The organism is Bacillus sp. LR--39 (genome assembly GCF_053613335.1).
Genome location: NZ_JBSIOT010001635.1, coordinates 1 through 512, shown reverse-complemented (window position 1 = coordinate 512; position 512 = coordinate 1). Strand labels below are relative to the sequence as shown.

1 pseudogene is annotated in these 512 nt (G+C 47.5%); it reads left to right on the top strand.

Annotation, left to right across the window (positions count from 1 at the left end):
* A pseudogene (locus ACWHAR_RS32230) lies at positions 1 to 512 on the top strand (hypothetical protein); the annotation flags it as partial.

Sequence of the window (512 nt, the reverse complement as noted above, 5' to 3'; positions counted from 1 at the left end):
GGCGGCCCGTTCCAGCAGGATGCTACACCTGTTTTTACATGGCAGGGAAAAGAGCGTACGTATTTCCGTGTGGAAACGAAGGATACGTATACCGGGAAAGGCTGGATTGAAACAGACACAGGCATGTCGTATCAGCTTAGCAATGGAAAAGTTGAAAATCTGTGGTTTGACCATAAGGTTGCGACAGAGCGCCGCACCGTCCGTGTAAAAGTCGATAAGCACTACGGGTATAACCATCTGATGTATCCGATTGGTGCGGAAATCATTCAGCCAAAGCAGGCTGTCTCACTTGAAATGAACGGCAACACGGAGCAAATTTCTCCGATCAGTGAACAAGCCGGTGAAATCAGAAATATGGGGAATTATACTGTAACGTACGATTCCCCGGTCTATAAGCTGGATGAACTGAGAAAGGTAAAAGTGAGAAAAAACAGTGAGGAGTACACATTCAGCGATCGCTACATGCAGCTTCCAGATTCACTGCCAGAGCGGGTGAGAACCCTTGCGATCAA